The 26,279-nt window shown below is 41.2% G+C and carries 20 protein-coding genes, 10 pseudogenes and 1 other annotated feature (1 of these 31 cut by a window edge); of the genes and pseudogenes, 4 read left to right on the top strand and 26 right to left on the bottom strand.

Annotated features, from left to right (window positions below):
- Window positions 1–152: 152 nt before the first annotated feature.
- The 10 genes and pseudogenes from pfkB to JCM19033_RS11370 form a co-directional block, all read right to left on the bottom strand.
- Window positions 153–1,073 (bottom strand): 1-phosphofructokinase, encoded by a 921-nt coding sequence (gene pfkB / locus JCM19033_RS11415; RefSeq protein WP_054636397.1) that lies wholly within the window; start codon window positions 1,071–1,073, stop codon window positions 153–155.
- Window positions 1,070–1,828, bottom strand: coding sequence for a DeoR/GlpR family DNA-binding transcription regulator (locus tag JCM19033_RS11410; protein WP_054636396.1), 759 nt, complete (start codon window positions 1,826–1,828; stop codon window positions 1,070–1,072). Before JCM19033_RS11410 ends, pfkB begins: the two co-directional genes overlap by 4 nt.
- Window positions 1,829–1,997: 169 nt before the next feature.
- Window positions 1,998–3,542, bottom strand: a complete 1,545-nt coding sequence (locus JCM19033_RS11405) for a BCCT family transporter (protein ID WP_054636395.1) — start codon at window positions 3,540–3,542, stop codon at window positions 1,998–2,000.
- A gap of 714 nt (window positions 3,543–4,256) precedes the next feature.
- Window positions 4,257–5,098, bottom strand: a pseudogene (locus tag JCM19033_RS11400) (MBL fold metallo-hydrolase).
- 86 nt (window positions 5,099–5,184) lie between these two features.
- Window positions 5,185–5,835, bottom strand: a complete 651-nt coding sequence (trmB, locus tag JCM19033_RS11395; protein ID WP_054636394.1) for a tRNA (guanosine(46)-N7)-methyltransferase TrmB — start codon at window positions 5,833–5,835, stop codon at window positions 5,185–5,187.
- Between the two features lie 175 nt (window positions 5,836–6,010).
- Complete coding sequence (locus tag JCM19033_RS11390) at window positions 6,011–6,838, bottom strand: phosphotransferase family protein (protein ID WP_306301331.1); 828 nt, start codon at window positions 6,836–6,838, stop codon at window positions 6,011–6,013.
- Between the two features lie 135 nt (window positions 6,839–6,973).
- Window positions 6,974–7,768: an alpha-1,6-glucosidase domain-containing protein gene (locus tag JCM19033_RS11385; protein ID WP_054636392.1), complete on the bottom strand. Its 795-nt coding sequence runs from the start codon at window positions 7,766–7,768 to the stop codon at window positions 6,974–6,976.
- Window positions 7,705–8,568 carry an alpha-amylase family glycosyl hydrolase gene (locus JCM19033_RS11380; protein WP_054636391.1) on the bottom strand — a complete coding sequence of 288 codons (864 nt, stop codon included), beginning with the start codon at window positions 8,566–8,568 and terminating at the stop codon, window positions 7,705–7,707. Before JCM19033_RS11380 ends, JCM19033_RS11385 begins: the two co-directional genes overlap by 64 nt.
- Complete coding sequence (locus tag JCM19033_RS11375; protein WP_054636390.1) at window positions 8,565–8,858, bottom strand: hypothetical protein; 294 nt, start codon at window positions 8,856–8,858, stop codon at window positions 8,565–8,567. Before JCM19033_RS11375 ends, JCM19033_RS11380 begins: the two co-directional genes overlap by 4 nt.
- Entirely contained in the window at window positions 8,855–9,139 is a 285-nt protein-coding gene (locus JCM19033_RS11370; RefSeq protein WP_054636389.1) for a hypothetical protein, read from the bottom strand. Before JCM19033_RS11370 ends, JCM19033_RS11375 begins: the two co-directional genes overlap by 4 nt.
- Before the next feature lie 177 nt (window positions 9,140–9,316).
- Between JCM19033_RS11370 and purU the strand changes: the two are divergent.
- Window positions 9,317–10,188: pseudogene (gene purU / locus JCM19033_RS11365) on the top strand (formyltetrahydrofolate deformylase).
- 43 nt (window positions 10,189–10,231) lie between these two features.
- Here the strand turns inward: purU and JCM19033_RS11360 are convergent.
- From JCM19033_RS11360 to JCM19033_RS11335, 6 genes and pseudogenes are all read right to left on the bottom strand, one after another.
- Window positions 10,232–11,209 carry an NERD domain-containing protein gene (locus JCM19033_RS11360; RefSeq protein ID WP_054636388.1) on the bottom strand — a complete coding sequence of 326 codons (978 nt, stop codon included), beginning with the start codon at window positions 11,207–11,209 and terminating at the stop codon, window positions 10,232–10,234.
- A 121-nt stretch (window positions 11,210–11,330) separates the two neighbouring features.
- A pseudogene (locus tag JCM19033_RS11355) lies at window positions 11,331–11,923 on the bottom strand (LrgB family protein).
- Between the two features lie 76 nt (window positions 11,924–11,999).
- Window positions 12,000–12,268: pseudogene (locus JCM19033_RS23445) on the bottom strand (CidA/LrgA family protein).
- Between the two features lie 110 nt (window positions 12,269–12,378).
- Window positions 12,379–12,669: a 2'-5' RNA ligase family protein gene (locus JCM19033_RS11345; protein ID WP_054636386.1), complete on the bottom strand. Its 291-nt coding sequence runs from the start codon at window positions 12,667–12,669 to the stop codon at window positions 12,379–12,381.
- Window positions 12,666–12,959 carry an RNA 2',3'-cyclic phosphodiesterase gene (thpR, locus tag JCM19033_RS11340; RefSeq protein ID WP_054636385.1) on the bottom strand — a complete coding sequence of 98 codons (294 nt, stop codon included), beginning with the start codon at window positions 12,957–12,959 and terminating at the stop codon, window positions 12,666–12,668. The genes JCM19033_RS11345 and thpR overlap by 4 nt, the downstream gene beginning before the upstream one ends.
- Before the next feature lie 26 nt (window positions 12,960–12,985).
- Window positions 12,986–13,435, bottom strand: coding sequence for an HAD family hydrolase (locus JCM19033_RS11335; protein WP_054636384.1), 450 nt, complete (start codon window positions 13,433–13,435; stop codon window positions 12,986–12,988).
- A gap of 354 nt (window positions 13,436–13,789) precedes the next feature.
- Between JCM19033_RS11335 and cysK the strand changes: the two genes are divergently transcribed.
- Window positions 13,790–14,722, top strand: a complete 933-nt coding sequence (cysK, locus tag JCM19033_RS11330) for a cysteine synthase A (RefSeq protein ID WP_054636383.1) — start codon at window positions 13,790–13,792, stop codon at window positions 14,720–14,722.
- Between the two features lie 48 nt (window positions 14,723–14,770).
- Here cysK and pepV read toward each other — a convergent pair.
- A pseudogene (gene pepV / locus JCM19033_RS11325) lies at window positions 14,771–16,179 on the bottom strand (dipeptidase PepV); the annotation flags it as partial.
- A 261-nt stretch (window positions 16,180–16,440) separates the two neighbouring features.
- Here pepV and JCM19033_RS22220 point away from each other — a divergent pair.
- Window positions 16,441–16,659 carry a DeoR family transcriptional regulator gene (locus JCM19033_RS22220; protein WP_083465399.1) on the top strand — a complete coding sequence of 73 codons (219 nt, stop codon included), beginning with the start codon at window positions 16,441–16,443 and terminating at the stop codon, window positions 16,657–16,659.
- A gap of 216 nt (window positions 16,660–16,875) precedes the next feature.
- Here the strand turns inward: JCM19033_RS22220 and JCM19033_RS11315 are convergent.
- From JCM19033_RS11315 to JCM19033_RS11295, 8 genes and pseudogenes are all read right to left on the bottom strand, one after another.
- Window positions 16,876–17,605, bottom strand: a pseudogene (locus tag JCM19033_RS11315) (pseudouridine synthase).
- Between the two features lie 2 nt (window positions 17,606–17,607).
- Window positions 17,608–18,279, bottom strand: a complete 672-nt coding sequence (locus JCM19033_RS11310; protein WP_054636381.1) for a hypothetical protein — start codon at window positions 18,277–18,279, stop codon at window positions 17,608–17,610.
- Window positions 18,280–18,363: 84 nt separating this feature from the next.
- Window positions 18,364–19,064, bottom strand: a pseudogene (locus JCM19033_RS27490) (FtsW/RodA/SpoVE family cell cycle protein).
- Between the two features lie 118 nt (window positions 19,065–19,182).
- Window positions 19,183–19,533, bottom strand: coding sequence for an FtsW/RodA/SpoVE family cell cycle protein (locus JCM19033_RS27485; RefSeq protein WP_306301327.1), 351 nt, complete (start codon window positions 19,531–19,533; stop codon window positions 19,183–19,185).
- 206 nt (window positions 19,534–19,739) lie between these two features.
- Window positions 19,740–20,645 carry a polysaccharide biosynthesis C-terminal domain-containing protein gene (locus JCM19033_RS27480; RefSeq protein ID WP_306301326.1) on the bottom strand — a complete coding sequence of 302 codons (906 nt, stop codon included), beginning with the start codon at window positions 20,643–20,645 and terminating at the stop codon, window positions 19,740–19,742.
- Window positions 20,600–21,190 carry an oligosaccharide flippase family protein gene (locus JCM19033_RS27475; RefSeq protein WP_306301330.1) on the bottom strand — a complete coding sequence of 197 codons (591 nt, stop codon included), beginning with the start codon at window positions 21,188–21,190 and terminating at the stop codon, window positions 20,600–20,602. Before JCM19033_RS27475 ends, JCM19033_RS27480 begins: the two co-directional genes overlap by 46 nt.
- 17 nt (window positions 21,191–21,207) lie before the next feature.
- A complete protein-coding gene (locus JCM19033_RS27470) occupies window positions 21,208–21,369 on the bottom strand; it encodes a hypothetical protein (RefSeq protein WP_306301325.1) in 162 nt (53 codons plus the stop codon).
- Window positions 21,370–21,527: 158 nt separating this feature from the next.
- Window positions 21,528–21,931, bottom strand: a pseudogene (locus JCM19033_RS11295) (secondary thiamine-phosphate synthase enzyme YjbQ).
- 182 nt (window positions 21,932–22,113) lie between these two features.
- Between JCM19033_RS11295 and JCM19033_RS11290 the strand changes: the two are divergent.
- Window positions 22,114–23,397 (top strand): annotated as a pseudogene (locus JCM19033_RS11290) (NAD(P)/FAD-dependent oxidoreductase).
- A gap of 300 nt (window positions 23,398–23,697) precedes the next feature.
- Here JCM19033_RS11290 and leuS read toward each other — a convergent pair.
- Window positions 23,698–26,113 (bottom strand): annotated as a pseudogene (gene leuS, locus JCM19033_RS11285) (leucine--tRNA ligase).
- A gap of 105 nt (window positions 26,114–26,218) precedes the next feature.
- Window positions 26,219–26,279: a binding site (T-box leader), on the bottom strand; it runs 164 nt beyond the window's last position.

Genomic DNA, 26,279 nt, shown 5'->3' with positions numbered 1-26,279 from the left:
CATCCTTTAGGGTCATGCAGGCGCCCCGCTTTATCAAGAGTACCAATTAATTCATCAATGACTTCTTCTTTTGAAGAGCTTTGCAAGTCGAGCTGTATCGTATCAGCTTTGAGAAGCTCTGTAATTTTCATCTCTTTCATCCTCTCTAGTATTTATTGTTGGAGAGATGTAATCTTAATGTTCTTTTTCAACGAATGTACGAGATCCTTTGTACAAAAACCATTTGAAAAAGCTGTCCCGCTGCCTGCGGCTACCGCTGTTGCCAGCACTTCTTCTAAGGGAAGTCCCTCTTCAAAGCCGGCTATAAATCCAGCAACCATAGAATCTCCAGCCCCTACCGAGTTAACTACATTACCTGAAGGAACAGTGGCATGCATAACTTCATCTTTTGAAATATAAACGGCTCCTTTACCAGCCATTGAAATTAAAAGATGAGTAATATCCCACTTTTCAAGGGCTTTTTTTCCAAAATGAGCTGCCTCTTCTACTGTGTTGACTGTTACATCAAGAAGTTCAGCTAATTCATGATGATTAGGCTTAATAAAAAAGGGGCTTGTTTTCATTACTTCTTTTAATGCCGGACCGCTCGTATCCACAAACACCTTTACATTTCTTTCTTTTACCATATTTATTATTTCTGTATAGATTGAAGAAGAAACAGTATCCGGGACGCTGCCTGCAAGCACCAGTACATCTGTACTTTTCAGATGTCCAAGCTGCTCTTTCAAGCTGCTTAGATTTTCTTCTGAAATAGTTGGTGAGATACCATTGATTTCAGACTCTTCTTCTGTCTTTAACTTCACATTAATCCTTGTATCACCGTTTACCTGAATGAATTCAGAGGAAATTTTCTCTTTATCTAAAGACGTTTGAATATATTGGCCCGTAAATCCTCCGATAAACCCAAGAGCCGTACTTTCTTTTTCCAGCCTCGTTAACACTTTTGATACATTAATGCCTTTTCCACCAGCAAACTTACTTTCTTTTGATGCCCTGTTTACCTGTCCAATTTCAAAATTTGATACATTGACAATGTAATCTACTGCTGGATTTAAAGTGAGAGTGTAAATCATAGTTGATTGACCACCTTAATTTCTGTCTTTTCTTTTAACTCCTCTAAGCGCTCCTCATGTAATGAATCAGTTGTTACAATAGCAGCCTGTTCTATAGGAGCTACTGAAGCAAAAACAGCTTCGCCGAACTTGGAGGGATCTGCCAGGACATATGCTTTAGCTGCTAATGACAGGGCGGTCTGTTTTACAGTTGCTTCCTCAGGATCAGGAGTGGTATACCCATGAATTGGATGCACACCGTTAATTCCTAAAAAGCATTTATCAAACCGGTATTCTCTCAGTGAAAGCAAGGCCTTTGTTCCAACTAAAGCACCGGTATTTTGTTTCACATGGCCTCCTGCTACATAGGTTTCTATGTGATGTTCAAGCAAGAGAGGCACATGATAAACACCAGTTGTGACAACCACCACTTTCTTTTCCGCAAGATGAGGAATCATCTCAATTGTGGAAGTCCCTGCATCTAAGAAAATACTTTCTCCTGTATTAATTAAGCTGGCAGCATATTCTGCTATGGCTCTTTTTTCTTCTATATTTCTTACCTTTTTTTCTGCTACAGTTAATTCTTCTTTCTTTTTGCGAAGGAGAGAGGCGCCGCCATGAACTCTTTTCAAATAGTTCTCATTTTCAAGATCTGTAAGGTCCCGGCGAATGGTTGATTCAGAAGCTTGTGTTGCATCAACAAGTTCCTGCACAGAAACTACTTCTTTACTCTTTAATACAGACAAAATTATTTCTTTTCTTTCTATATGAAGCATATACTCCCCCCTCATTTAATCGCTTACATTGTAATTATATACCCACACCCGATCATGATCAATCATTTTAAATCATTTTCAATCAAAAATAACCAAAAACAATCACACCTCTTACATCCTATTGTTAAATGTAAAAGGAAGGAGGCCTTATGAGCGGGGCTATTATTTTTTATAATCTTTTAGAAGGGGTAACCAGGCCCTGTTCTTCAGCCAATTTCCTTGCTGCTCTTGGGGCAAGCCATAACATAGGCAATAATAAAATACTGACCGGTACAGCAGTAACGACGATAAATGATTGAAGGGCGTCAATGCTGCCTTCCCCTAAATAAAGCAGAATAACCGCAATCGTCCCCATGAGAATTGCCCAAAAAATTCTCATGCTTTTGCCGGGATTTCCTTGTCCTGTAACACCCATAGCAATGGTGTAAGCCATTGAATCAGCTGTGGTTACGACAAACAATACCGTCAATAATAAAAACAATGGAGAAATTATGACCGCTAAAGGTAGTTGTTCAGTAATGGCGATCATTGATGCCGGCATTCCTGCTTCATTTAGAGCGTCAGAAACTGAACCAGGGTTATTCAATTCAAAAAAGATACCGCTCCCTCCGACAATGGTAAACCAGAATGTTGTTACGACCGGAGCAATAATCCCTACCGCTATGACAATTTCCCGGATGGTCCGCCCCCTGGATATCCGGCTGATAAGCATAGCCATCATCGGCCCATACCCGATAAACCATCCCCAAAAGAAGAGCGTCCAAAAGCTGAGCCATCCCTGGTCTCCCCGATAAGTGCTCATTGGTATGAATTGATGAACATAGGTTCCAAAAGAAGAAATAAAAGAATCAATAATAAAGCCTCCCGGGCCCAAAATTAATACAGCGAGCATTAGAACAATGGCTAAAGTAACATTAAACCGGCTTAACAGCTGTATTCCTTTATGCAAACCTGTTACAGCTGAAACAGTTGAAATAGCTACCACTCCAATAATAATGCCGAGCTGCGTCATAAAAATATCCGGTATTCCAAAAAGTGCTTCTAACCCATAGCTGGCCTGAAGTCCAAGAAAACCAATCGGTCCTATCGTGCCGGCAGCTACGGCAATGATGGAAAAAGCATCGATCACTTTTCCCCACACGCTCTCATTTAATCTTTTCCCAAACATCGGATATAAGAGCGTTCGCGGTTTCATCGGCATTCCTTTATGATAATATCCGTACATCATTACGACTGCACTAATGGTCCCCAATATTGCCCAGGCCAAAAACCCCCAGTGCATAAAGCTTTGGGATAAGGCAGGTGCTACCGCCTCCTGTGTTCCTTCAGTAATTCCACCGCGCAATGGAGGTACTTCCATGAAGTGATACATTGGCTCCGCAGCAGCCCAAAACACTCCCCCTCCTGCTAACAAAGTAGCCATAATAATCGAAATCCATTTAAAATTGCTTAACTCAGGAGAGCTTGTATTGCCTAATCGCACTTTACCGTAGGTCGAAAAAGCTAATACAATAGCAACTGCAAACGTAGCCAGCATAAGAACCTGCCAAAATGCCCCAAAGTAAGCAGCAGACCAGGCAAACGTTTCACTTACAAATAAACCTACTGCCTCCATACTAATAAATGATAGTAAGGCAAACAGTAGCAATAAACCTCCAGATAACCCAAATACTGTCCAGTCTACTTTTGAATTTTCTTTTTTTCCGCGTCGTATTGTACTAATTTTCTTTCTCTCCTTTAAAGTGAAATGTATTTCGGTCCATTTCTACTTTTAAGGTGCCCAAAATGACAAATTTTAGTGGCAGGACTCCTTTTATTGCCCGCCCCTTTTATAGGAGAAAAACATGCAGTCATCTACCTGTGAATCTGGTGAAATAACCATAAAAAAACAGGAAGCTTCTGCTTCCTGTAAACGGTTAAGACTTTCTCCATAGCATTTTTTTGATTGATTAACCTATTATTCAAATTTATAAGGTATAATTAGTCGACTAAAAAGTCCACACTCTCCATTCACTACAGACGGACGCTGTCCGCGGCCAACGCTTCAGCTTTCTCGGGAACATCGTCCTGCGGGATCTTCAGCTGTTGCTTTTCCCCCAGGAGTCGCCGTCTTTCGCTTCTCCAAATCGTGGTGAAGTCATGTGGAAGTTTCGTTTACAATTTTTTACCTGGGGTGAATGCCATGTTACATCCATTCAGGGAAAGAATTGAATTAGAGGTAGTCTCCATCGATCAATTAGTGCCAGAAGACAACTTACTATGAGTAGTAGACCTAGGGTGTAAGGTGGTTTGCGATCTTCTTTACCTACAACAAATTCCCGAAAATAAATATTTTACGGAATGAGAAACCCCTCTGCTTTAGAAAAGCAGAAGGGGTTTCTCGACATTCTGACAAAAAGCTTCTGCTTCCCATTTTCCCGTTGTTCTTTTATATTTCCCTTGTAATACTCCTCTTTATTTCTCCTTGTCCATCAAATTGAATGGCTCTGTACTTATAATCATGATAAAAACTAAACCATGCTTCGTTGTTATACCCAATATCCATCCATTTTCTCTTTGCTTCAATTGAATCCATTGGATAATCATCAAATGCCATGACCCAGAGCACATTTTTATGTGCATGAGTACCCATGATATCGGCCATGTGAATGAGCATGTCCTCCCCCTGTTCAATCGTAACAATACTGTGTCCTGCACTATGACCACCCGTATGGATCATCGTTATGCCCGGCAGCACCTCTGTTTGCTGTTTGAACGTTTGAACCTGATGTTCTATGGGCTTCCAATTTTGCTCCCAGTATGTATTTTTTGATCGAATATTAGGGTTTCTTGTTTCCTCCCACTCTATTTCTGAAGTATAGATTACTGCATTTTTGAAAAAAGGTACATCTTTTTCTTCTTCTTTATGCACTAAGCCGGCACAATGGTCAAAATGCATATGAGTCATTAACACACCATCAATGTCGTCCGGAGATAGTCCCATTGTGTCCAAACCTTTTATGATAAAAGATTCTTCAGTAATCGCATAATTTCTCAATTGCTTTTTTGAAAAACGGTCGTTTCCAAGTCCGGCTTCAATTAGAAAGTTCTTTCCCTTGCCTTGAACCAAAATAGGATCAGACCTGAGTTCAATTTGATTGTTTTCATTTGCTGGATACAACTTTGACCATAGAGGTTTTGGCACAACACCAAACATGCTCCGCCGTCCAAATGTGTGACTCCTCCTTGAAGCCATGTTAACGTATAATCCCCAATCGTTAATTGTTCCACTTGCTCTCCTCCTTTTGAACTCGCTTACATTTTTACGTGGTGCTCTCTAGTACTTATTTCTCCGACTCCATGCGAAAACCCTCCTTTTATGTAGAGGAGGGTTTTTCAAATTGAGCTTCTAAACGATAAATTCTATAATTTTTCTTGGAGAACTTTTCTTCATACTCCGTCATTACATTGTCATCCCAGCTGCTTTTATGCAGATCCAGGCTTACATTTTTAAGAATCATTCCAAAGCTGGACATACTTTCAATAGAATATTCAAACAGCCCCTGATTGTCTGTTTTAAAATGAATTTCCCCATTGTTTTTTAATACTTTTTTATACTTACTCAGGAAACCCTTGTAGGTTAATCGTCTTTTTTCATGTCGTGCTTTTGGCCAAGGATCAGTGAAATTTATATATAGTTGGTCGATTTCATTTTCTTTAAAATAATCAAAGAGGTTATTTACATCAGCATGGATGAATGCAAGATTTGTGGGCTTACTTTCTACTGCTTTCTCGACACCGGAAACGAGAACACTCTCATATTTTTCGACACCTATAAAATTAATATTAGGATATTTTTCGCTCATATCCTTTAAAAACTTCCCTTTGCCAGTTCCTACTTCTACATGAAGGGGATGGTCGGTCCCAAAATGCTGTTTCCACGATTGGATATCTTCAGGGTTAGTGATGACATACTCAGGATGCGACTGTAAGTATTCCATAGCCCATGGCTTATTCCTAAGTCTCATTTTGATTTCCTCCTTTTGTTACGTGTTTTCTAAGAACCTCTCTCCATTGCTCTTTCGTGCCCGCCTGTTTATTTCCATGTTAAGGATGAACATATCTTAAAATATAAAACAGGAGATGACAGACAAAAAACCTCCTGGTATTCAGGAGGACACAGACTTCCGACAGAAAATGATTCTATTCCCCGGGAAATACATTATTTTTCAGGAATAAGCGATTGGTCGTTAATAGTTTTCTTAATTCTTTATTCCATCTTTCGATTTCCTCAGTTTCACCTTGCTGGAGATGGAAAAGCAATGCAGATAATGCATGAGAAATAACATACCAATGCATTCTCACTTCAAGCTGATCATCAAGTATAACGCCATATGACTTAAGCCATACTCCCCACTGGCTTTTGGGAAGATATTCATAAAGAAGTAACCCAAGATCCAACGCGGGATCTGCAACAGTTGCCCCGTCCCAATCAATAAGATAGAGATGCTCTTTTTCACTAATAATCCAGTTATTATGGTTGATATCACAATGACACACGACCATTTCAGGAGGAGCAACTTTTTCTCTCATTGAAGAAAGATAAGTGACAGCTTCCTGGAGCATCGGGTGAGAAAGTCCTCCCTGAAGAATCTGATTCTGCAAATCTTCCACAATGCTGGCAGGTGTTAAAGGTTCATTGCCTATCCGCTTAAACATATCCAGCAGTTCACTTGATGAATGGATTTTGCTTAACAGCTTTGCAACATCTACCCTTGTCATTTCATGAGCACTTAACTCCCGTCCATAAACCCATTGTTGAGCGGTAATCACATCTCCATTTTCCAACCGTTTTGTCCATAACAGCTTTGGTACAATTCCTTCAGCAGACAACACAGCTAAAAAGGGAGATGAATTTCTTTTTAAGAAAAGCTTCCTCTCTCCATCATGTGCTATGTACGCTTCACCAGTGGCCCCTCCGGCTGGTTCTAGATCCCAACCTTCTCCAAGTAGCGGTTTCAATAACTTCACCCTCGTTTTCATATAGTAATCCGTGTTTTTCATGACGAAATCCTTTATACATTATTTGCCGTAACGGGCGTGGAGAATATAACCTTAAATGTTTATTATATAATGAAGCAGAGTCAATAAAAAGAGGACTCTGCTTTATCGATACAATATCGTAGCACTTATTGCCGGAACAGCAATAGTACTGCTGTCAATTGTTTTTAATGGTATCAAACTTGCTCTTTGATCGTCAACGATAACTTGACAAGATTTGATACCTTTCGGCAAAGACACTTCTACCTTTTCCCATGCCCCATTTAAAAAGACAATCAGTTCTTTAAAATCTTCTTCCTCCGAGAGTCTCTTTATATGAAAGCCGACCACATGCGGGGGTGTCTGAATATAAGAAAACCTCTTTTGAATTTCTTCCTGATCCTTTAATCGCAGAGCTGGTATTTCTTTTCTAATTTTAATAAGTCCTTTTACGTACTCCACAGTCTTACGATATTGCTTTTTCCTTTCCCAATCCATTTGGTTCAGCCAATCGGGAGCATTGTAGCTGTTTACATGCCCATGTTTTGTCCTGCAAAACTCCTGACCCGCATGAATAAAAGGAATACCCTGAGCGGTGAGCACAGCGGTAAGGGCGAGCCTTTGCATCTTCTCATACAGTCTTTCATTTGCTTCTGGCACGGAAACTTTCAATTGATCCCACACCGTCATATTATCATGACATTCTATATAATTAATAGATTGAGCAGGATCTGTAAACAAAGAAGGATCTCCAGCTTGCAGTGGAATGCTGCCGTGCATGTATTTCTCTACTTCAATTTCTGCTTCTCTCTTCCCATTAATGAAGCCCCGTTCTTTTATATTAAAGGAGCTTCCCTTCATCGCTTCTCGAAAAGCATCATTAAAAAACCCAATCCCTTCCAAATGTTTCCCATGGGCCATAATCGCTTTTTCCTCATAGGGAATAGGTGTAGGCATATCCCACCCTTCCCCGTAAATAAGAATAGAAGAATCGATTTGGTTAACTGCCTGCCGGACGGCTTCATCGTTTTTATGTCATGAATTCCCATTAAGTCAAAACGGAACCCATCAACTTGATATTCTTCTGCCCAATAGGTAATACAATCCACAATGTATTTCCTCATCATTGCCCGTTCAGAAGCCGTGTCGTTTCCTACTCCTGTACCATCTGATGGTAAACCATGTTCATCATACCTGAAGTAGTACCCTGGGACGAGCTTTTCAAATGGAGAATCTTCTTTTATATAAACATGATTGAATACAACATCAAGCACTACTCGAAGTCCAGCTTCATGGAATGTATGAATAAGATTCTTAAGTTCCTCTATACGTGAAAAAGGATTATTGGGGTCTGTAGCATAACTTCCTTCAGGGGAAAAATGGTGGGTAGCATCATACCCCCAATTATAATTCATAAACGGACGATTTTCATCCACACTTCCAAAATCATTAACTGGAAGAAGCTGAACATGTGTAACACCCATTTCAATAATATGCTCAAGAGCAGTAGTAATGTTTTCTCTTTCTATTCTCGTTCCCCGTTCTGCCAGCCCGCTGTATTTTCCTTTTTCCCTCACTCCACTTTTGAGGTGGGTAGTCATATCTCGCACATGAGCCTCGTAAATAATCGCATCAACAGGAGATATGAATGGCGGGCGCTCAGGCCTTAATAAGTCTTCAGATTTACGAATAACCGCTCCGTGGCGTCCATTTGCGGTCAACGATTTAGCATAAGGATCAACCGTTTCATGCCAGACTCCATTAACAAATACCTGGTAAGTATATAATAGTCCTCATGGTTGCCTTTTAGTGTATATCTCCATACTCCCTTCTCTGTTTTATTCATTAACAGACTGATTTTAGGGCGAGATGCTTCAGCATTGTATAAAAGCAGAGATACCTTTTCAGCAGTAGGCGCCCAGACGGCAAATTCCGTATAAGACGGTCCCCATACTGCTCCAAGGTCATTCCCGTGGTAAGCATACAACCTGTCAAACTCTTCTGTTCTCACAGCTGAGCCCGACAGTACCGAATGCGGGCACCTGAGGGAGTAATAACAAAATACCCTTCACCCATAACAAGAGGATAATCGAGAGTAAAGATAAGCCTGTTTCCGGTAATAGAGAAAGAAGCAAGAATATCAGTGTCCCTGTTGCTGTTCTTTTGCTTTTGAACCAGCTGCCACTGTGTTTCTTCAATTGGAGAGGTGCTTTCCACCACAATTTTTGAAAGGGTTTCAAACCAGGCCTTAATACGTGCATGGCTGCTTTTTTTTTGCAGATCTGTTTTCATTGGCTTCCCCCTTGTTGAAATCATTGGATTATTTCCGGCTGCCTATGTCTGTGGTGAACATAAAGCATCAGTCCTCTCTAGAAACTGTGCTTTATAGGAACGGGCGCTTTTTTTCAACATAAGGAGTGGTATAGTATAACCCGTAACTGATACAAGAGAATAACGGAGGATAGAGAAATGCTACAAAGTAAGAAACAAGACCGTGCGAGAGTATTAATATCATGCGCTGACCAGCCGGGCATTGTCTCAGCAGTTTCAAATTTCTTATATAACTACAATGCTAACATTGTTCAATCTGATCAATATAGTACCGATCCAGAAGGCGGTATGTTTTTCATGAGGATTGAATTTGACCTGGAAGACTTTGATCACAACTTCCCTTTGATTCAAGAGCGTTTTAGTGAGGTTGGAGATCGTTTCGATATGAGCTGGCGAATTGAAAGTGAAAGAAAGATAAAAAGGATGGCAATCTTTGTCTCTAAAGAAGATCACTGCCTGTTGGAATTGCTTTGGAAATGGCGTTCTGGGGAACTGCAAGTGGATATCCCTGCAATTATCAGCAACCACCCAGACTTACAAGCTACTGTAGAATCGTATGGCGTCCCTTTTTATCATATTCCCGTTAACAAAGGAAATAAGCACGATGCTGAAGAGGAAGCAATAGAATTATTAAAAAATCTGGACATTGACTTCATTGTCCTCGCCAGGTACATGCAGATTCTTTCACCACAGTTTGTATCCCACTTCACCCATAAAATTATTAACATCCACCACTCGTTTTTACCGGCTTTTATTGGAGCTAATCCATACAAAAAAGCCTTCAATCGAGGGGTCAAACTTATCGGGCTACGGCCCATTATGTGACTGATGACTTAGATGAAGGACCGATCATTGAACAGGAAGTTCTTCGGGTAAACCACCGATACTCTATTGCCGATTTGAAAATTGGAGGCCGTAATGTTGAAAAAATTGCGCTTGCCAGAGCTGTAGAGTGGCACAACGATGACAAAGTCCTCGTTCATGGTAATAAAACAATTGTATTTAGCTAATGAAGAAAGTCATCTCTCTTTTCAGGGAGACCGACTTTCTTTTTTATTTGTTATTTCCATATCCTTCAGAAAAGGAAAGGTGATCATCAGGATTTTCCTTATCCTCCGTACTTTCTCTCTCGCAGGCTACAGTATGAGTATGCTTTAATAAGGCAGCTGCTGTCTTAAGCTGCAGTCCTTTGACAGGAGAAGGATGTCGCTTCATTTTAGTAAGCCATTCGGGATAAGTCCGTTTATCAATCATTTCTACCTTGGTTCCCACGATTTTATTATCAATCATGGATGAAGGCGCAAGTACTCCTTGCCTGACAGGCATAAAAAACCCTTCTTCTTTCATAACTGCCTTTATAATTGCTGACATTCGATTTAGAGAGAGCAAAGGGCTAAGTCTTTTTTTTCTTTCCTTATCAATGTACTCATTCCAGAAGCGGTCAGATGATGCTTCAAACACACTATGATCTTTGCCTTCAAGAACAGATAAACACCATACTTCAGTGGGTGACAAAATAATAATTTCCATTTCTACTGGCGCACCCTTTACTACGAAAACTGGATAATACATGAAAAAGTAATTATCAGGAAAATCCCGTAAAAAATCCCGAAGACGATAATCATACCTATAGCGAGGATGTACTCTTGACTCTTCTAATAAAGATGAGCTGGCCCACTTTAACTGAGATTGAAATAACTCATAATAAAATATTTCCCTGATATCTTCTTTTGTTTTCCCCTTTAAGTAGGAGAATGAAGAGTCTTCTCCCGCACCATCTTCTTTAGCAGGCTTTCGAAGCTTTTTTACTTTTTCAAAAGTCTTTGCTACAAACCCTTTATTGACGTCTTCAAACCAGTCATCGTAAACATCTTCTTTTTTGCTCTCAAGCCTTGTTGTATTTACCTGGATCCAGGAGCCTTTTAAAAGCTCCCACCGCTCTTTTTTTAAACGGGTAAACTGGCTCGGATATCTTTGTAAATCTAATTGGTACCTGGAAATGTAATCGTCTAGCTTAATCAAGTGAGCCACTCACGCAACCTCCAACGAAGTTTGTTTCAATTCAGATTTTCCTCATTATACCATACAGTCCTTTAACTTTTGATCAGCCAGATACTAAGAACCTTGTTATTTCTTCTCTGGCAGCCGCCAATCAATATAGAAAAATTATGATAAGCGGGGCTAAGATGGAAACAACAACTGCGCTTAACGTCATAGCAATGGAACTTGCGGCGCCCTCTTTTTCGTTATTTTCCAAAGCTTTCGCAGTGCCAATGGCATGAGATGCAGCACCAAGGCCTATTCCTTTTCCAAGAAAATGATCAATTTTACATAGTTTGAATAAATAACCTGAGAGGACAACACCGCCTATCCCTGCTACCACGACAAACACAGCTGCCAGGGGTGGGGCGCCGCCTATTGAAGCTGCAACTTCCATTGCTACCGGAGTAGTTACAGACTTGGGTACTAACGAAAACAAAAGAAATTCTTCAATACCAAATAACCTTGCTAAATAAATCCCTGACAAAATTCCCACAAAGGCTCCCAGCAAAACTCCACCGATTATTGGCCAAAAATATTTTTTTAACATTTCCGCCTGCTTATAAAGGGGGTAGCGAGTGCCACAATAGCAGGACCTAACAAGCTTTCAATCCATTGCCCGCCAATCATGTATGTATCATAGGATATATCGGTAATTAAAAGAAAAATTACAATCAGAATTGTAGAACTTAACAGCGGCAGCATAAACGGGCTTGGAAGCATCCGGTACAAAGATATCCCCAGCCGGTATGTAACCAGGGTAGCAGCCACAGCAATCAGACTAATCCACCATTCGTTCAAGCTGTCTCTCCCTCCTTTTAGCTAGTATTTGACTGACCAATGATGAAACGACCATTACAATCACTGTACTAATAAGCGCTACAAAGATCAGCAGCACTCCACCTCCCGAAAGAACATCCAGAAATTCGATAATGCCAATCGTAATGGGCAAAAACAATATAGGCATATGAGAAAGGAGAGAGACTGCTCCTCTCTCCACCATTTTAGGAGTCAATACTTTTGTAAAAAAAGAAACAGCAGGAGAAGCATTCCTATAATACTTCCTGGTATCACTAAATTAAACAATTCCTGAATCCAGCTTCCTAATACATAAAAACCATATAAAATAGCAATATGCAAAATTGTTCTGATAACGTCCATTATTTCTCCTCCACGTTCACAAAAGGAAAGGTGGCCATGATCTCGTATTTCGGTGTCCGGTCTAAGTGAGTCCGAAAAAGAACACAGTTTGTCACCTTCCATGAGCTAGAAGTTAAATCTTTTTCAATTTGTGATTCTTCCACATGTTTTTGATAAGACCCTCCCCCCTTCCACTTTCTGGAAAGTGTGATGTGAGGACGAAAGGGCTTGTTGTCAAAAGTAAAACCAATTGTCTCACAGGCGTGAACAACCTGCCGCTGAAGGGTGTGAAGTTCTTTTGGCTCTGTCACACCCGCCCAGAATATTCTAGCTCATCTTTTTTGCCAAATGTTCCAACTCCTTTTAAAGCCAGGGAGAAAGGGGGGATATCCTTAACATATTCTCTCACCTCTTGTTTCACCTTCTCAATTTGTGAATCGGAACTTCCTCCTAAAAAAGCCAATGTAATATGGTAATCCTGGGGATGTACCCACTTTTTAAATAATAAGGTTTGAGAGTGTCGCTGCTCCATCGTATGAAGCTCTTTCCTTGCGTCCTCAGAGACAGTCAGGCCGATAAAATAATGTGGATGCTGTGCCAAGGGACATTCCTCCTTTACATTTTGACTTAACATATTTTGTACAATTCATTTAAGTGCTGGATATGTGATAAGAGCTTTACCCCTTTTTCTCTTATCTCTTCCCTTTGTCCTTTATACAATATAAAGGGGACATCTGCTCCGTTTGCTGCTTTCCCGTCAATCCAGGAATCCCCCACCATAAGCCACCCTTTTGCAGGAATAGCAGGATTCTTTTTTAAGACAGACATGACTGAGTCAGAGGATGGCTTTAAAGCTTTCATTTTATCTCTGCCTATGATGTCCTTAAAAAGGTGGTCCACTCCTGTCCTTTTTAAAGCATACTCGGCTGAGGCTGTGGCATTGTTAGTAACAACCACTACATGATATTTTTTAGTTAAAAGGTAAGAAAGAACCTCTTTTGCCCCAGGCTCTAAGGCCGCTTCTTTCATGCCTTCTTTCTCACATTCCTCAACACAGGCCAGCATTTCCTCAACCATTGCATGGTTACCTGTTTTTGTTTCCTTGCTTTTTTCCCCATTCTATCATTCTGCAGGAGCGGCAGTGTCTGGTGAAAAAAGCGTAGAGCCTTCCTCATGATATTTGGTTACAACTTGGAAACAATCCTTTCGCATTCTTTTAAAATCTATCGTAGAGGATAATAAGGTATTATCCATATCAAACATAACTCCTTTATACACTAACAACACGCCTTTCATTTTGCTTACTCTTTTCTTACGTCAGATCAGGGGATAGGATTTGTAATTTCAATTATGATAAAATATTGAAGAATATACAAACTAACAGTGTTCTTCATCGTTATAAGATGCTGCATCCAAGAAGGAAGTGAAATAATGAGAGTGGTCAACAACATGTCGGACCTCGTAGGACATACTCCTCTTCTAAAACTGAATAGATTACCCGGCAATACTGGCGCCTCTGTATACCTTAAACTGGAGTTTCAAAACCCAAGTGGCAGTGTGAAAGACAGAGCAGCTAAAAATATGATTGTTGAAGGAGAAAAAGCCGGACTTATAAATCAGCATACAACAATTATTGAACCAACTTCAGGAAATACAGGAATTGGCTTAGCAATGAATGCATCTGCAAGAGGCTATCGTTCCATTCTTGTCATGCCTGATACGATGTCCTTGGAAAGAATAAACCTTCTGAAGGCATACGGGGCAGAAGTCGTGTTAACCCCAGGAGATTTAAAAATGCCCGGAGCCATTGACAAAGCTCACAAGCTGGCACAAGAAATACCCAACAGCTATTTACCTATGCAGTTTGAGAATGAAGCCAACCCAAATGCTCACCGAAAAACAACGGCTGTGGAAATCAAAGAAGCAGTAGAAGAAGATATACAAAAGCCTTTAAGTGCTTTTGTAGCAGCTTCAGGAACAGGAGGCACAATTACGGGAACAGCCGAGGAATTAAAGAAATTTTTTCCCCGTATGACTGCTCATGTAGTGGAGCCTTTTGGGTCTCCAGTTCTATCAGGAGGTAAACCAGGGCCACATAAACTTGTAGGCACCAGCCCAGGCTTTATCCCTCCAGTCCTGAACCAAGAGGTTTACGATGAAATTTTCAAAATAACCGATGAAGATGCCTACCAAACCACACGGGAACTTGCCGCAAAAGAGGGAATACTTGTTGGGCCGTCCTCGGGTGCAGCGTGCTTTGCAGCATTAGAAGTAGCTAAACGTCTAACCCCAGAGGAAACAGTCGTTGCTATCACCTGTGATACAGGAGAACGTTACTTATCAACAGACCTGTTTGAGTTCTAGCCTGGTTCTAATAAAGGAAGCGCCCGGTTTTCGGGCGCTTCTTTTATTTTTTGATAGCTCGTACAACGCTTCCGCATAGATAGCTGTGCACTTCAATAAATCTTCTACAAAAATATGTTCATCTTTGGTGTGCCACTTCTTCTCTCCCTGGGAAAAGAGGGCCAAAAGCAACGCCAGAGGTCATAGCTCTTGCATAAGTTCCCCCTCCTATCGCAATAGGAGACGACTTGTCCTCTGTGTACTTTTCATATACTTTTTGGAGAGTTTGAACTAACGGGTCTTCAGGATCAACAAAATGAGGGCCTTTGTGAGCCGCCACATCTATTTTCATCTCAAACTTCTGGGCGATGTGCTCCAATTGAGCTTTAATTGTCTCGTAAGACGCTTTTACGGGGTAGCGAATATTTACACCAAGCTCATCTGTCTCTTCATTGTACCGGACCAGTCCTGGGTTGATTGTCAAATGGCCGCTTACCTCATCTTCTATTTCGATACCCGCTTTTTCTCCTACAAAATCGGAAAAATGGGTACTAATGAGCTCGACAAACGACCCTCCACGTTTATCCATTGGTACCTTATTTAGAAATTGGGCCATTATTACGCCAGCATTGATTCCTTGCTGAGGAAGAGAGCCATGTGCGGCTTTACCTTCGAGTGTTAACACCAGTGTATCTCCACTTCTTTCCTTCCTGCCTGTGACCTCTTCTTTTTTCAGAAAAGATTCAAAACGTTCAGCCATATCTGATGCTTTCTGTCCACTCTCAGCCGTAATGTGAGCCTCCGCCTTCTCAGGCACCATGTTCAAGCGGTGACCAGCATTAAATTTATCTAAATGGAAGTCAGCTTTCCCATCTTTTGATTTGCTTCCTGCCCCCTTAAAGAAAAAATCACAAATGCCCTTTTCTGCGAATATAACAGGGAACTCAGCATCAGGAGCAAAACCTGTATCAGGTACTGGTTCCTCTTCAAAGTAGCGTTTGACACATCTCCACTCGCTTTCCTCGTCCGCCCCGATGATTAACCTTATGTTTTTTGATAGTGGCAGTTCAAGATCCTTAATCAACTGCAGAGCAAAATAGGCAGCCATTGTCGGTCCCTTGTCATCAATCGCCCCGCGTGCAATGAGTTTGCCGTCTTTAATTACCGGGCTAAATGGATCATTAGTCCATCCGTCCCCTGGTGGCACTACATCAACATGGCATAGCACTCCTACAGTTTCTTTGTATGAACCATAATGTATATGGCCCGCATACCCTTCTACATTTTTAGTGGAAAACCCATCTTTCGTCCCTTTTTCTAATATGTATTCCAGTGCTTCTGCAACTTTTTTTCCAAAAGGAGCGTTCGGTGCTGCCGTCGTTTCGTCCAATATGCTTGGAATAGAAAGAAACTCACTTGTTTCACTTTAAAATTTTTTCTTTTCTTTGCAGGACTTCGTCCATCCAATTTATAGTCATTTTTTTCATCCTTCCTGAATTATAAGTTGATTTTTTTGCCAAATGTTCGGAATTATTGTACAATAAAATAGTAACCAGGGCTATTGATAAGACTATTGGCTCTTGTGCATACGCTTTTCTATTTTGTCCCATAAAATATAAGTCATATGCATCAGGACAAAAGAAGAAGCATGTTAGAGCTCCTTATCAATATAGTAATAAAAAGAGAGAGGCCCAGGTAACAGGTTGTTCCAACCATAAAAAAGGTTAAGGAGTGGTTTTTTGAGAACTTCAACCGACCGTATGCTTACCCGAATTAAGTCCATTTACCTCTATATTAAGAGAAGGGGGTCAGTGACAACCAGGGAATTGGTTGATGAGTTCGGTATCACCCCGCGCACCATACAGCGCGACTTGAATGTTCTGGAGTATAACAACCTTGTCCAAAGCCCGTCACGAGGGACCTGGACCACAACCAAAAAGAAAACAAAAGTATCCTGATTACAATAATTGTTACGATTCTTATATATACTCCGGCCGTCTGGCCGGTTTTTTTGCTTGCACTTTTAACAGATTCAACCTTTTGAAACAACTACACGATTGTGGATCACCAGCTTTCCCCTGCCTATTTTCTCTTTTTCCGTAGAGCATGAGATAAATCCAGGCCTGATCTGAAAGAAAATAGAAGTTCAGCAACGGAAAAACGTACAATAAAAATTAATCCCCTGGTTTCTGGTACGCTTCTTCAAGAAGCTTTTCTACATCGTCCTTGGCCATTTCACGGTACTCTCCTGGCTCAAGATCTTCATCCAATGGCAAGGAGCCGATGTGCGTACGCTTAAGCTGCAGCACCTTTTTTCCCACTGATTCAAACATACGCTTCACTTGATGAAACTTACCTTCTGTTATGACCAATGTAATTTCATTAGGCTGACCATTTTCTTTTTGGCTTAATACGGCCGGCTTTGTTTTATAGCCATCGTCTAAATAAACCCCGTCGCGAAATTCAAGCACATCCTCTTCTGTTATCGGCTTGTTGATAAGCGCTTCATATGTCTTGGTTAATCCTTTTTTCGGTGAAGTCAGAGCGTGTGAAAATTTCCCATCATTTGTAAGAAGAAGGAGTCCTGTTGTGTCTTTATCAAGTCGCCCTACAGGAAACATTCCACGTACAGCATCTTCAAATTCAAGGAGATCTATCACTGTTTCCTGGACCTCATCCTCGGTTGCTGAAATCACACCAGCGCTTATTCATCATTAGATAAATATATTCCTGATATTCAATAGGCTCCCCAAATACACTGATCTCCTGTTTTTCAGGCTCTACATGTTCATTGCCGCCTTTAGCAGGGACTCCGTCAATTAAGACACCTCCTTGTTTCAGCATTTTTTTTACTTCTTTTCGGCTTCCATAACCAATGTTAGCCAGTAATTTATCTAATCGCATTCCTATCTCTCCTCACCTTCGCTCGTTAGCTCCTCAAGGACTTTCTTGGCGAAATGGCCATGATTACCTTGTAAATACGATTTAATTACCCCTCGAGGAATTTGAGTAATAATCTGCTTTGCTGCTTCATCAGGAAGAGAGGATTTCTCCAGCCTTTTTTGCAGAGAATAGATCATTCTCATTGCTTCTTCAGTCGAAGCCTTATTTGCTTCAAGGACATCTTCTTCCTTTCCTTCTATTACTTTAAAAGAAGAAGAAAGCCAGTCCTCCAGCCCTTTTCTCTCCTCCCGGTAACCCCGTGGAATAACAAATACGCCGCCACTTCGGTCTTCTATTGATTGTAGGGCATGGCCTGCGAACTTGCATGGGACTACCTTCAATCCTTGAGCTAAAGGCTGGACTTCACTTTGCATCATTGCCGTTGCTGTATGGTATATAATGGTTCCCTCTTTAAAATAACTGCCGTATTTTGTAAAGAAAGACTCATAAGCTTGCGGAGGCAGACACAATAGCACACTGGAAAATAAGTGAAAATTTTCCGGTCCGCAGTATATAAGATTAGCCTCTTGCTCTTCTTTTATTTTGCTTTCAGTCCGATTATAAACATTAACAGGATCATTGTTTTTTGAGACAGCTACCGCTCTTCCCAGTTTCCCGTATCCTACCAGTAACAATTTACACCCTCCTCTTCTTAATCATGAATCCTAATGAATGAAAAACGCTGTCCGCCTTTGGCTGACAACGTTCTTTCCGAATCCTTATAGGTGATGCGCTTTAGCCTGATGAGGCTTTTTAGAATAATGAGCAGGCTCTTGTTCAGCAAGCCTTTTTTCCTTCGAATTCTCTCTGGAGATGTTTGCTAATATACCTGCTGCGACTAAAGATACCAAAAGAGATGATCCGCCATAACTGATAAAAGGAAGGGTAATCCCTGTAATAGGAAGAAGTCCTGTTACTGCCCCGCCATTAAAAATAGCCTGACTCATCATTTGAAATATAATACCCAAAGCAAGCAGCGTTCCAAATGTGTTTTTACAGCGAATTCCGATCATAAGTCCTCTAACTGCTATAACGAGGAGACAGATTAATAGAAACCCTACTCCCAGCATTCCTAGTTCTTCAGCTATTACTGCCAGAATAAAGTCAGTGTGAGGCTCCGGAAGATAATGAAGCTTTTGTACACTTTGCCCTAAACCCGTTCCGGTTATTCCGCCGTGAGCGATGGCTATATATGATTGTACTAACTGGTAGCCGCCAGCATCACCAGCAAATTCAAAAGGATCTCTAAAGGCTACTAAACGCTGGACCCGGTAAGGAGCCTGAAATGCCAGCCAGGCTACAACAACAGCAGAAAGCCCCCCAGCACAGCAAGGTGACGGAAACGAGCTCCTGATAAAAAGACAATAATAACGGTCACCAGCAGAATTGCTGTGGCTGTCCCCAAATCCGGTTGAAGCATAATTAATGTAAAAATAAACACTACCACTACTAATGGGGGATAACCCCTTTAATAAATAAGTTGATATATTGCTGCTTTTGAGAATAGACTTGAGCTAAGTATATGACAATGCCAAGCTTTACAATTTCAGAGGCTGAATTCGAAATGCCCCTACTCCCAGCCACCGTTGAGCTCCATTTACTTCTGATCCCACCAGCAGGACGAGCACAAGCATAATGATAGATGCAGTTATAATAAAAGGAGTCAGCTTACGATAAAAACGGTAGGGAAAATGCATCACCACAAAAAATAAAAGAGTTCCTACGATAAAAAATATTAATTGTCTCTTAAAAAAGTACGCAGGATCATCGGCAAGGTCGATTCCCAGCGGGTAACTGGCACTGTAGACCATGATAATCCCGAAGAAACTTAATAAAAAGACAGCTCCTATCAGAATCCAGTCAAAATCCTTATACCTTTCTAACTTCATGGCCTCCCCCAATTTCTCCCAATCTATCCACAGATTAACGACCTGTAGTTTGTCTTATTATATCACCCTGCATCACTTAGAGAAAGAGGATGAAGGGGCTATTCATCTATTAACGCTCGACAAAAGGAGTCAGCACATTAGCCCTTTCCCCTGCCTTTGCAAGTGAGCCTCCCTTTTCGTGAACAATAAATGACGCCTCTCATCTTCTATGACTTGTCCCCTGTTTTTAAGATAGAAAAACGATGCCCAAGCACCTTTCCTGCCAATCCTGTTTTCATGCTCGCTGCCAAGTACAGGACTCCTCCGGTAAAGACACTAAATGAAAGAACAAGGAATGCATTAAACCAAGAATCTAACGGAAAGAGGACCATAGCTCCTCCCTGTACAATCCAGACGGCTATTCCCATTACTGCAACAAGCACTGCAATAAGACCGAATCTTTTCACAAGGAGAGTATAGTCGTATTTTGCATACTTTCCTATTGCCCATACATTGATCGTAATCGCCGCAGCGTATCCAATATAAGTGGCCATAATGCTTCCCACAGGCCCCATGATAAATACAAACCAGTAGTTTAATGACAACTTCAAGACTACCCCGGTGGTCAGCGAGACGACAGCAAATTTTTGCAGGTTCATCCCTTGCAAAATTGCTGCGGTTACTGAAAATAATGAAAAGAATATAGCTACCGGTGCATAGTATCTAAGGATATACCCTCCAACGGATACGTCTTCAAAACCAAATAGCACACCAAACGAAGGATAAGATAAAATGGATAAACCTACTGCTGCCGGAATCGACAGAAATAAAATAATTTGGTAAGTCTGCGTGATTTGGCTTTGCAAAAGCTTATGGTCCTTATTTGTAAAGGAGTTTGTAATAGTCGGGATCAAGGTGATAGACATAGCAGTCGCCAGAGCCACTGGGATTAAAATTAATTTGTGTGCTGAACCAGAGTAAGCACCAAAAGCAGTTTCTGCCTCTCCTTGAATAAATGCCCCGGAGTTAATTAATGCATTATTGAAAGAAAAAAGGTCTACCAGCTGAAACAAAGGGATGGCTAACCCTACAAACGAAATAGGAAGTGCATAGGATATAAGCTCCTTGTACATAGAGGGCAAGGAAATATTGTGATCGACAGTACTTTCCTCGATTTTTTGTTAATTAAATGTTTTCTTTTTTTCCAGTAATACAACAGAACAGCCAGCGCTCCAATTCCTCCGACAAACGCTCCGAAGGTAGCAAAACCAACTGCAGTTCCAAGTTCCCCGTCCCAAATGTAGAGGATGGAATAAGCCATTGATAATATGAAAATAATTCGTACGATCTGCTCTACAACCTGGGATACAGCTGTCGGCCCCATAGATTGAAACCCCTGAAAATAACCGCGGATCACTGCCATAGCAGGGATAATCAGAAGAGCAACACTGACCATACGAATCGTAAATACAACATCTGATAGAGCATTACCGCTTAAATCATCAGGATCACTAATGATCCAGCCTGCAATCGTTGGCGCCATCATAAATAATAAAATAAAAGCGATAAACCCTGTGATCGTCATAAAAATAAGCCCTGATTGAAACAATCGCTGGCCCGTACGGTAATCTCCCAGAGCATTATACTTGGAGATAAACTTGGATACAGCCATCGGCACCCCTAGTGTTGCCAAACTCAACAAGAGAGTGTAGGAAGGTACCCATACTGGTACAAAGCCATGCCCTGGTTTCCAACAAGCGCAACAAAAGGAAAGACATAGATCATTCCTAAGAATTTAGATAAAAATGTAGACAACGACATGATCATCGTCCCACGTAAAAATTTTGAATCTCCCATTCCTTCATCTCCAATTATGTACTTTCTCTTTAAGGGTTACATGTGATGCCTTGATAAGATTATAAAAACGCCTAGTAAAAAACATATATAATACGTACAGATCTTCCATACAAAAGAGAGGACAACTAAGTATAATCCATGCCCTCCCTGATTATGGCTTATTCTTCACTCATAACCTTAACATAGACAGTTCTGGTCCGCGGTCCATCAAATTCGCAAAAGTAGATTCCCTGCCACGTTCCCAGGATTATTTCTCCCTCTTCTATGATTAACGTTTGCTGTGTTCCTACTGTACTCGCTTTTAAATGTGAGGCTGAATTTCCTTCTGCGTGACGATACTTAGAATGATCCAGGGATACACCTCGTCAAGCCTCATCAGCATATCATGTTTGACATCTGGATCTGCATTTTCGTTTACAGTAATGCCTGCTGTAGTATGGGCTGTATAGACTGTCACAATACCTGAAACTACATTACTTTCTTTGATGAAGTTCTTTACTTTACTAGTTATATCAATCATTTCGTCTCTTGTAGCAGTATTAATTGAAAGTTTTGTTAACATCCTAATCCTCCTCCCTTTTTTTGTATACCCTCTTCTTTCCACAACTTCAACCCGTTTTTTATAAAAATGTCTCAAGTCGCAATGCTCTCTCTCCTTTGTTATGATATCGTTACAATTTATTGTTTAGCAACCATAGCACACTTGGAATGGTAATCGTTATACAAGGAAAAGGAGATAGATCGATGAAATATGATGTAATTGTTATTGGGGGAGGGCCTTCCGGGCTGATGGCCTCTATTGGAGCCGCAAAAATGGTGCAAGCGTTCTCCTTGTTGATAAAGGTAAAAAACTCGGTCGAAAGCTTGCTATCTCTGGCGGCGGACGCTGTAATGTCACCAATAGAATGGAGACAAAAGATCTGATTGCTCATATTCCTGGCAATGGGAAGTTTATGCACAGTCCATTTTCGATTTTTAACAACGAGGATATCATCGCATTTTTTGAAGGAATGGGAATCTCTTTAAAAGAGGAAGACATGGGACGGATGTTTCCGGTAAATGATAAGGCAATAACGGTGGTAAGAACTTTATTGAATAAAATGAAGGAACTTGGGGTAGAGACGTTAACAGACACTCCTGTGGAAACAATCAGGTACAGCGATAAAAAAGTTCTTGGCATCACCCTTCAAAACAAAGAATCAATTGATGCGAATGCAGTCATAATCGCTACGGGGGGCAAATCTGTTCCTCATACCGGGTCAACCGGTGACGGATATCCATGGGCCAAAGCAGCTGGCCATACAATTACAGAGCTTTACCCTACAGAAGTTCCGATTACTTCCGAGGAGAGCTTTATTAAAGAAAAATCTCTTCAAGCTTATCTCTTCAAGGGGCAGAACTTACTGTGTATAACCCTAAAGGAAAGCCAATTAAGTCTCACCGTGGTGATATGATCTTTACTCACTTTGGGGTTTCCGGTCCTATTGCTCTTCGGTGCAGCCAATATGTTGTGAAAGCATTTAAAAAGTTTCCGGTGGACTCGATCGAAATGGGGATCTCCATAGAGCCTGATAAAAATGAAGAAGATTTTTTCAGGAATTAATCAAAAGAAAGAAAGAGCTGGCAAACAAAGCTGTTAAAAATGCATTGCGAGGCATGGCTCCCGAACGTCTGCTTTCTTTTTACTTACACCGATCAGAAATTAAGGAATCTGTGCCTCTTGGGGAAACAAATAATCAGGACCTTCGCAGACTGGCACAGCTTCTCCATGACTTCCGTTTTCATGTTCATGGTACGTTAAGCATTGAAGAAGCATTTGTAACCGGAGGCGGAGTTTCCATAAAAGAGATTCATCCAAAACGAATGGAATCCAGATTAAAGCAAGGACTGTATTTTTGCGGGGAAGTTCTTGATATCCATGGATATACTGGCGGCTTTAATATAACAGTAGCGTTTTCTACGGGCTTTACTGCAGGACAAAGTGCTGCTGAGCAGGCTCTCGAGCATAACCAAGGTTCCTCAAGATAGTTATTCACATAATGTGGATAACTATCTTTCTGCTTTGTGAATAAGTAATGCCTTACTTTAAGGGTTTAACCTTAGCTTTTTTAAAGATTGTGTAAAAATCTCATGGTTATCCACAAAGTTATACACATAACTTTCATTTATACACAGTAAATTAGGCGTGAGATGATTAAAGATTCCTGCTATAGATTTGGCTTATTCAAATTTAGATTCTCTCTTTCCATTATTCTGATAAACTTTCTCCTCAACAAAAAAAGGCTGCCCGCTAAACGAATGTATACGATTAGCGAGCAGCCTTTTCTCTTAATTAGCAACGATATTTACCAGTTTCCCTGGAACCGCAATGACTTTGCGGATCGTTTTTCCTTCAATTGCACTTTGAATCTTCTCGTCTTCTTTTGCAAGAGCTTCCATTTGATCTCTGTCGGCATCTGCAGGAACAACTGTTTTGGAACGGACTTTTCCATTAACTTGCAGAACAATTTCTACTTCATTTTCTACCAGCATGCTTTCCTCATACGTCGGCCATTCTTGGTAGGCGATGCTTTCATTATTGCCAAGCTTTTCCCAGAGCTCTTCCGAGATGTGAGGTGCTACTGGTGAAAGAAGCTTAACAAAGCCTTCCACATATTCTTTAGGAAGCTTATCCTGCTTGTAGGCTTCATTGATAAATACCATCAGCTGACTGATCCCTGTATTAAAGCGGAGGTTTTCAAACTCCTCTGTAACCTTTTGAACAGCTTTGTGATAAGTACGAGCAAACTCCTTGCTGCCTTCTTCTTCAGTCACAGCATTGCTAAGCTTCTCATCGTCAGTCACAAGCAAGCGCCACACTCTGTCTAAAAACCGTTTTGCTCCATCCAGGCCATTTTCTGACCAGGCAATCGAGGCGTCAAGAGGTCCCATAAACATTTCATACAGACGAAGGGTATCTGCCCCGTGGCTGGTTACAATCTCATCTGGATTTACTACGTTTCCTTTTGATTTGCTCATTTTTTCGTTGTTCTCCCCAAGGATCATCCCCTGGTTATATAATCGCTGAAATGGCTCCTTGGTAGGGACCACACCAATGTCATAAAGCACCTTATGCCAAAAGCGGGCATAAAGAAGGTGAAGAACGGCATGCTCTGCACCGCCAATGTAAATATCTACTGGCAGCCAGCGGTTCACTTTTTGCTGATCAGCGATTTCCTTGCTGTTTTGTGGGTCGATATACCGCAGGTAGTACCAGCAGCTCCCTGCCCATTGAGGCATCGTGTTTGTTTCCCTGCGGCCTCTCATGCCTGTCTCAGGATCTGTTACTTCAAGCCAGCCCTCTGCATTTGCAAGGGAGATTCACCTGTCCCTGACGGTTTGAACTCATCCAGTTCAGGAAGCTCAAGAGGCAGCTCCTCTTCTGGAACAGGAGACATTGTGCCATCCTCCCAGTGAATAATAGGAATGGGCTCTCCCCAGTACCGTTGGCGGCTGAACAGCCAGTCCCGTAGGCGGTAGGTAATTTGTTTTGTGCCCTTCTTTTCTTCTTCCAGCCACTCAATCATATTTTTAATCGCTTCTTCTTTACCTAATCCGTTTAAGAAACCAGAATTGACGTGGGGACCGTCTTCCGTATAGGCTTCTTCCTCTATGTTACCGCCTTCTACTACTTCTCTAATAGGAAGGTCAAACTGTTTTGCAAACTCATAGTCGCGCTCGTCATGAGCGGGAACTGCCATAATGGCTCCGCTTCCGTAGCTGACAAGTACATAATCGGCAATCCAGATTGGAAGCTTTTCACCATTTACCGGGTTCACTGCATAAGCACCCGTAAAGACCCCTGTTTTCTCTTTTTGAAGCTCTGTACGTTCCAAGTCACTTTTTGTGGCTACTTTTTGCTGGTATTCTTTTACCTTATCAGCTTGCTCTGGGGTTACAATTTCTTCAATAAGCTCATGTTCAGGAGCAAAGACGCAGTACGTAGCTCCATATAGGGTATCAGGGCGAGTTGTAAATACGGTGAATGACTTGTCTGTCCCATCAATGGTAAAGTTCACGTCTGCTCCTTCAGAGCGGCCAATCCAGTTGCGCTGCATATCCTTGACGCTTTCCGGCCAGTCCAGTTCCTCTAAATCTTCTAGCAGACGATCTGCGTATGCTGTTATTTTAAGCATCCATTGCTTCATGGGGCGTCTTTCAACGGGATGGCCGCCTCGTTCACTTTTCCCGTCTACTACTTCCTCATTCGCAAGAACAGTACCAAGTGCCGGGCACCAGTTAACAGCAATTTCATCCATATAGGCAAGCCCTTTTTTATACAATTGTAAAAAGATCCACTGAGTCCACTTATAATAATTTGGGTCTGTTGTATCAATTTCCAGGTCCCAATCATAGGAGAAGCCTAATGATTTAATCTGGCGGCGAAAATTATCTATATTTGACTGTGTAAATTCTCTAGGGTGTTTTCCTGTATCAAGGGCATACTGCTCCGCCGGCAGTCCAAATGCATCCCATCCCATAGGATGGAGAACGTTATATCCTTGCATTCTTTTCATTCTTGATAAAATGTCAGTTGCTGTGTATCCTTCCGGGTGCCCGACATGAAGACCCGCGCCTGAAGGTACGGAAACATATCAAGAGCGTAAAATTTAGGCTTTCCTTCTTCTTCTTCTGTTTTAAACGTCTTATTTTGTTCCCAATATTCCTGCCATTTCTTTTCAATGTTTTCATGGGAAAATGCCATGTGTGGTCCTCCTCGAAATTTATAAGTATTTTACTAGCTTTTTATAAAGGCAAATTGTGATTCATGTTTCTTGCACGTAAAAAAACCTCCCATCTAGCGTTAAACGATAGGGACGAGAGGCTGTCAATTCCCGCGGTACCACCCTGTTTAGTGCCTATTAAAAAAG

Source organism: Thalassobacillus sp. C254 (assembly GCF_001310615.1).
Note: the sequence above shows the minus strand (reverse complement) of the source record. Positions and strands in the feature narration are given on the sequence as shown.

Coding starts and splice junctions, on each gene's coding strand:
- pfkB (WP_054636397.1), bottom strand. CDS start 1,073: ATGATTTACACTCTCACTTTAAATCCAGCAGTAGATTACATTGTCAAT.
- JCM19033_RS11410 (WP_054636396.1), bottom strand. CDS start 1,828: ATGCTTCATATAGAAAGAAAAGAAATAATTTTGTCTGTATTAAAGAGT.
- trmB (WP_054636394.1), bottom strand. CDS start 5,835: ATGAGACTTAGGAATAAGCCATGGGCTATGGAATACTTACAGTCGCAT.
- JCM19033_RS11385 (WP_054636392.1), bottom strand. CDS start 7,768: ATGGCCCATGGGAAACATTTGGAAGGGATTGGGTTTTTTAATGATGCT.
- JCM19033_RS11370 (WP_054636389.1), bottom strand. CDS start 9,139: ATGAAAACAGATCTGCAAAAAAAAAGCAGCCATGCACGTATTAAGGCC.
- JCM19033_RS11335 (WP_054636384.1), bottom strand. CDS start 13,435: ATGGTTGAGGAAATGCTGGCCTGTGTTGAGGAATGTGAGAAAGAAGGC.
- cysK (WP_054636383.1), top strand. CDS start 13,790: ATGAGAGTGGTCAACAACATGTCGGACCTCGTAGGACATACTCCTCTT.
- JCM19033_RS27485 (WP_306301327.1), bottom strand. CDS start 19,533: ATGAAGTTAGAAAGGTATAAGGATTTTGACTGGATTCTGATAGGAGCT.
- JCM19033_RS27480 (WP_306301326.1), bottom strand. CDS start 20,645: ATGTACAAGGAGCTTATATCCTATGCACTTCCTATTTCGTTTGTAGGG.
- JCM19033_RS27470 (WP_306301325.1), bottom strand. CDS start 21,369: ATGGGAGATTCAAAATTTTTACGTGGGACGATGATCATGTCGTTGTCT.